Consider the following 5,591-nt stretch of genomic DNA (forward strand, 5'->3'; position numbering starts at 1 on the left):
GACCGCGTCGAGCAACGAACGGGCTTGCCCCAGTGCCGATTCCGCGGCACGTACGGCGTCGACAAGTGCGCTCAGCTCACCGCTGACCGGCGTGGACGCCTTCTCGCGGGCCTGAGTGAGGTTTTGCTCGGCGAACGCCAACCGGTCTTTGGCGGTCGCGACATTGGTGGCCACCGAGGCCAACGCGGAGGAGTCGAATTCGTTGTGCAGCGCCGTCATTCGCTGTTCCGCCGGTTGGATGCGAGCAGTGAGGTCGACCAGCTGCTGGGTCAGGGTGTCCAGCCGCGTCGGGGCGTTGACCACCAGGTCGCGCATCTGCTCGAAATCCTCCCGCTGCGACTCCAGCTCGCGGTCGGCCCGGGCCGCGCCGACGATCACCTCGGTCAGCAGCTGACGACGCTGGGCGCGGGTCTCAGGGATCGCGTCGTCGAGTTGTTGACGCACCGTGAATGCCTGGGCCAGAGCGGCTTTGGCGGCGCCGACCGCATGGGTGAAGGGCTGGGTCCGTTGCTCGCCGAATTCCTCGATCGTCAACGCCAGCTCGTTGGCGCTGGTGCGCACAGCGTTGTCGACATCGACCACCTTCCATCGCGACAGGTCGTCGAGCGCACCCAGCGACAGGCTGGCCAAGGCGTCGGGGTTGGTGGCATCGACCCGCTTGGCCGCGGCCAACTCGGCGGCCCGCCGACGACGACGCCGCCAGCGGGTGAACACGTACAGCACCAGCACTGCAAACAGGACGACGCCCAACCCGATCAGCAGGGGGGCCGAGCTCGCCGACTGCGGGCCCCGGTCCAGGCCGTTGGCCGCCGCCACGGCTGCGCCGCTCCAGTCGGCGCGGCGCAGCGCCGGCTCGATCTGGTTGCGCCGCAGATCGTCGACCTGGCCTGCGTCGATCGTCTTCACCCGGCGCGGGACCAGGAACGCATAGGAATGGTCGACGGTCGCCACCGCCAGCACCGCGTCGAAGTCGCCGAGATCGCTGGCGGCCCGCGTGTTGTCTGCCCAGCTAACGGCTGGTTGCCCGGAGAAGTCGTCGACGAACACCACCCACAACTGAATACGGCGGTCGGTGTACAGCCGGCTACTGGCCGACTGAATCGCGGCGCGGCCAGCGGGACTCAGGACCCCGGCGTGGTCGGTGATGTAGTCGGCCAGCCGGAACGGAGGCTGAGCGGCGGCCGACGGTGCGAGGGTGAGGGCGATGATCAGCATCGCCATGAACGCGGCGACCGAGCGGCAAAGGGTGCTCACGGGAAACAATCTATCCCCGGGCCCACGTGAGTCGGGGGAGCAAGCTGGCAGACTGTGGGTCGATGACGCAGCAAAACCCCTATGACGATTTCGACCGCCAACGGGTTGTGCCCGAGGCGCCGAAAGCCGCGGGATTACCGGGCACCGAGGGGCAGACCCGCACTGACTTCGCCCGCGACCGCGCCCGCGTGCTGCACAGCGCCGCGCTGCGTCGCCTCGCCGACAAGACGCAGGTCGTCGGACCGCGGGAAGGCGACACACCGCGCACCCGGCTGACCCATTCGCTGGAGGTCGCCCAGATCGGGCGGGGGATGGCGCTCGGGCTGGGCTGCGATCCCGACCTGGTCGACATGGCCGGGCTGGCCCACGACATCGGGCATCCGCCGTACGGGCACAACGGCGAGCAGGCGCTCGATGAGTTCGCGGCCGCCTGCGGCGGCTTCGAGGGAAACGCGCAGAACTTCCGAATCCTGACCAGTTTGGAGCCCAAAGTCGTTGATGGACAGGGGCATAGCGCAGGTCTCAATTTGACCCGGGCAGCACTGGACGCGGTCACCAAATATCCGTGGTCGCGTGCTCAGCACCGGCGCAAGTTCGGCTTCTACGACATCGACCGCACCAGAGCCGAGTGGATGCGCGACCGTGCCCCCAAGGATCGGCCCTGCCTGGAGGCCCAGGTGATGGACTGGGCCGACGACGTCGCCTACTCGGTGCACGACGTCGAAGACGGTGTCGTCTCCGGACGCATCGACCTGCGCGTGCTCGCCGACGACGACGAAGCCGCCGCTTTGGCCAAGCTCGGCGAGCGGGACTTCGCCGGGGTCCATGCCGACGATCTGAGAGCCGCGGCGCATCGGCTGTCGGGGCTGCCCGCTGTTGCCGCGGTCGACAAGTACGACGCGACTCTGTCGGCCGCGGTCTCGCTCAAGCGGATGACCAGCGAACTGGTCGGCCGGTTCGCCTCGGCGGCGATCGCGGCCACCCGCGCCGCCGCCGGTCCCGCACCGTTGGCCCGCTACCAGGCCGAGTTGTCCGTGCCGGAGGTCGTGCGCGCCGAGGTTGCCCTGCTCAAGACGCTGGCGCTGCAGTTCATCATGTCCGACCCGCGACATCAGGAAATCCAAGCGCGCCAACGGGAATGCATTCATCGGGTGGCGCAGTCGCTGCTGGCCGGCGCCCCACACACCTTGGACCCGATCTACGTGCCGGCCTTCAACGCCGCCCCCGACGACGGCTCGCGGCTGCGCGTGATCGTCGATCAGATCGCCTCCTACACCGAGGGACGCCTGGAACGCATCGCCGCGGCGCAGGCGTGAGCCGCCGGACTAGGGTCGTAACCATGGTCAAGTCCTCAGTCATCTTCGCCGCCCTGTCTGCGCTCACGCTTGCCGCATGTAGCCCCCACCAGGAGGCGTCCACCGCGACCTCGTCGAGCGCCCCGGCGCCGAGCGGTCAAACCCCGAGCGGTCAAACCCCGAGCGGTCAAACCCTGAGCGCGCAGGTGCACACCGCCGACGGCCGGTCGGTGGCCACCGCGACATTCGAATTCGCCAACGGCTACGCCACGGTCACCGTGAAGACCACCGGCGACCACATTCTCGCGCCCGGATTCCACAAGATGCACATCCACGGCGTCGGCAAATGCGAACCCAATTCGGTCGACCCGACCGACCCGAGCAAGACCGGCGATTTCCTGTCGGCCGGCGCGCACTACCAGGCGCCGGGACACACCGGTGAGCCGATGAGCGGCGACCTGGATCCCCTGGAAGTGCGTCAGGACGGCGCGGCTTACCTGGTGACCACCAGCGACGCGTTCACCCGCGACGACCTGCTGGCCGGCAGCAAGACGGCGATTATGGTCCACGGCGCCCAGGGCAGCCCCGACGCCGAGAAGCGATTCGCCTGCGGCGTGATCGGCACCGGGTAAACGCACCGCGCGCTCTACACTGTCCCGATGGCCGGCCGTATCTCCGATCGCGATATCGCCGCCATCCGCGAACGGGTCCGCATCGAGGATGTCGTCGGCGACTACGTCCAACTGCGCAGGGCGGGCGCGGATTCGATGAAGGGTATCTGCCCGTTTCACGACGAGAAGTCGCCGTCGTTTCATGTGCGGCCCAACCACGGCCACTTCCACTGCTTCGGCTGCGGCGAGGGCGGCGACGTGTATGCGTTCGTCCAGAAGATCGAACACATCAGCTTCGTCGAGGCCGTCGAAGTGCTGGCCGACCGGATCGGGCACACCATCAGCTACACCGGGGCCGCGGCCACCAACGTGCAGCGCGACCGCGGGAGCCGCAGCCGGCTGACCGCCGCCAACGCCGAGGCGCAGTCGTTCTACGCGGCGGCGCTGGAATCGCCGGAGGCGCAGCCGGCCCGGACGTACCTGACCGAGCGTAATTTCGACGGCGACGCCGCCCGTCGCTTCGGCTGCGGCTTCGCCCCGTCGGGCTGGGATACTCTGACAAAACATCTGCTGCGCAAAGGCTTTGAATTCAAGGAGCTCGAGGCCGCGGGCCTGTCACGGGAGGGCCGCCGCGGTCCGATGGACCGGTTTCACCGTCGGTTGCTATGGCCGATCCGGTCCTCGGCCGGCGAGGTGATCGGCTTTGGCGCCCGGCGGTTGTTCGACGACGACCCGATGGAAGCCAAGTACGTCAACACCCCAGAGACGCTGCTGTACAAGAAGTCTCACGTGTTGTTCGGCATCGACCTGGCCAAGCGTGACATCGCCAAGGGGCATCAGGCCGTCGTCGTCGAGGGCTACACCGACGTGATGGCGATGCATCTGTCCGGGGTGACCACGGCGGTGGCGTCGTGCGGTACGGCATTCGGCGAGGAGCACCTGTCGATGTTGCGTCGACTCATGATGGACGACAACTTCTTTCGCGGCGAACTCATCTACGTGTTCGACGGCGACGAGGCGGGCCGGGCGGCGGCACTCAAGGCGTTCGGTGGCGAGCAGCAATTGGCCGGTCAATCGTTCGTGGCCGTCGCGGCCGACGGCATGGATCCCTGCGACTTGCGGCTGAAATCCGGTGACGGAGCGCTGCGCGACCTGGTGGCGCGACGAACTCCGTTGTTCGAGTTCGCCATTCGGACCACCCTGAACGACATCGACCTCGACAACGCCGAAGGTCGGGTGTCGGCACTGCGGCGGTGCGTGCCGATCGTCGCCCAGATCAAGGACCCGACGTTGCGGGACGAGTACGCCCGCCAGCTCGCGGGATGGGTGGGTTGGGCCGACGTCGCGCAAGTCATCGGCCGGGTGCGTGAGGAGGCGAAAAGCCCTGCGGCGCAAGGGCGCAACAAACCCCGTCGCGCTGTCGGCAGGCAGACCGACGCCGGCGCGGAACCGGTGGTTTCGCGGCCCAACCCCAAAGATCCGACGCTGTGGCCGCAGCGCGAGGCGCTCAAGTCCGCGCTGCAGTACCCCGCGCTGGCCGGTCCGGTGTTCGACGCGCTCACCGTGGAGAGCTTCACCCATCCCGGCTATGCCGCGGTGTGCTCCGCGATCGAAGCGGCCGGCGGTACCGCGGCCGGTGTCGGTGGCGCCGAATGGCTGGATGCGGTGCGCCAGCAGGCGCTGTCACCCGCCGCCGCCGGGCTGGTCAACGAGCTGGGCGTCGAGGCCCTCCGGAACGAGGACGACGAGAAGCTGCCGCGCTACATCGCCGGCGTGCTGGCTCGCCTCCAAGAGGTGTGGATCGGCCGCCAGATCGCCGACGTGAAGTCGAAGCTGCAGCGGATGTCGCCGGTGGAGCAGGGTGACGAGTATCACGCCCTGTTCGGTGACCTGGTCGCGATGGAGGCCTATCGGCGCAGCCTGCTCGAGCAGGCCAGCGGCGACGGCCTCACCGCCTAGGCTAGCGGGGTCGTTCGCGCTCGACCACGCTCGTCGCGTCGTCGATCTCGGTCAGCGTCACCATTCGGGTGTCCGGGGAGACCCGGTTCGCGATCCTGCGCCGACCGCCGTCGATGACCGACTTGGCGGCGGGGCTGCTGGTCAGCGCGCGATAGGTGCCGACGATCTGCTCGTACCGCCGCCGACCGGCCTTGGTGCCCAACACATAGCCCAGTCCCAGCACGACGACGTAGCGGATCAAAACGGCCCCTTCTCCAGGAGTGGTTCGGTGTGCGTCCATCCTGCCCCATGACGGCGGATACCCGCCCCCCGGCGGACGAACGGTCTGGTTGGGTGCACGGACGCCGGTACGCTAGAGTCAGCATTCGGTCCGCCCCGTGATCGTGGGCGCCAAGCAGTCCCCTGTAGCTCAATTGGCAGAGCATTCGGCTGTTAACCGGAGGGTTGGTGGTTCGAGTCCACCCGGGGGAGC

The 5,591-nt window shown here is 68.3% G+C and carries 5 protein-coding genes and 1 tRNA gene; 4 read left to right on the forward strand and 2 right to left on the reverse strand.

What is annotated here, in order from left to right:
- Positions 1 to 1,221, reverse strand: a 1,221-nt coding sequence (locus AC2VOU_RS09275) for a TPM domain-containing protein (RefSeq protein WP_486957115.1), incomplete at its 3' end; no start/stop codon positions are given.
- Between the two features lie 95 nt (positions 1,222 to 1,316).
- On the opposite strand from AC2VOU_RS09275, the gene AC2VOU_RS09280 reads away from it, so the two are divergent.
- The 3 genes from AC2VOU_RS09280 to dnaG are packed head-to-tail and all read left to right on the forward strand — an operon-like array spanning position 1,317 to position 5,119.
- Positions 1,317 to 2,570 (forward strand): deoxyguanosinetriphosphate triphosphohydrolase, encoded by a 1,254-nt coding sequence (locus AC2VOU_RS09280; RefSeq protein ID WP_486957111.1) that lies wholly within the window; start codon positions 1,317 to 1,319, stop codon positions 2,568 to 2,570.
- Between the two features lie 23 nt (positions 2,571 to 2,593).
- Entirely contained in the window at positions 2,594 to 3,181 is a 588-nt protein-coding gene (locus AC2VOU_RS09285) for a superoxide dismutase family protein (RefSeq protein ID WP_486957112.1), read from the forward strand.
- Between the two features lie 27 nt (positions 3,182 to 3,208).
- On the forward strand, positions 3,209 to 5,119 hold the full coding sequence (gene dnaG, locus AC2VOU_RS09290; protein WP_486957113.1) for a DNA primase: 1,911 nt from the start codon (positions 3,209 to 3,211) through the stop codon (positions 5,117 to 5,119).
- A gap of 1 nt (position 5,120) precedes the next feature.
- Here the strand turns inward: dnaG and AC2VOU_RS09295 are convergent, their stop codons facing one another.
- Positions 5,121 to 5,360, reverse strand: a complete 240-nt coding sequence (locus AC2VOU_RS09295) for a hypothetical protein (RefSeq protein WP_486957114.1) — start codon at positions 5,358 to 5,360, stop codon at positions 5,121 to 5,123.
- Positions 5,361 to 5,517: 157 nt separating this feature from the next.
- On the opposite strand from AC2VOU_RS09295, the gene AC2VOU_RS09300 reads away from it, so the two are divergent.
- Positions 5,518 to 5,590: transfer RNA gene (locus AC2VOU_RS09300), tRNA-Asn, on the forward strand.
- The last annotated feature ends 1 nt before the right edge of the window (position 5,591 follow it).

This window comes from Mycobacterium sp. TH-M25 (genome assembly GCF_057473665.1).

Coding starts and splice junctions, on each gene's coding strand:
- dnaG (WP_486957113.1), top strand. CDS start 3,209: ATGGCCGGCCGTATCTCCGATCGCGATATCGCCGCCATCCGCGAACGG.
- AC2VOU_RS09280 (WP_486957111.1), top strand. CDS start 1,317: ATGACGCAGCAAAACCCCTATGACGATTTCGACCGCCAACGGGTTGTG.
- AC2VOU_RS09285 (WP_486957112.1), top strand. CDS start 2,594: ATGGTCAAGTCCTCAGTCATCTTCGCCGCCCTGTCTGCGCTCACGCTT.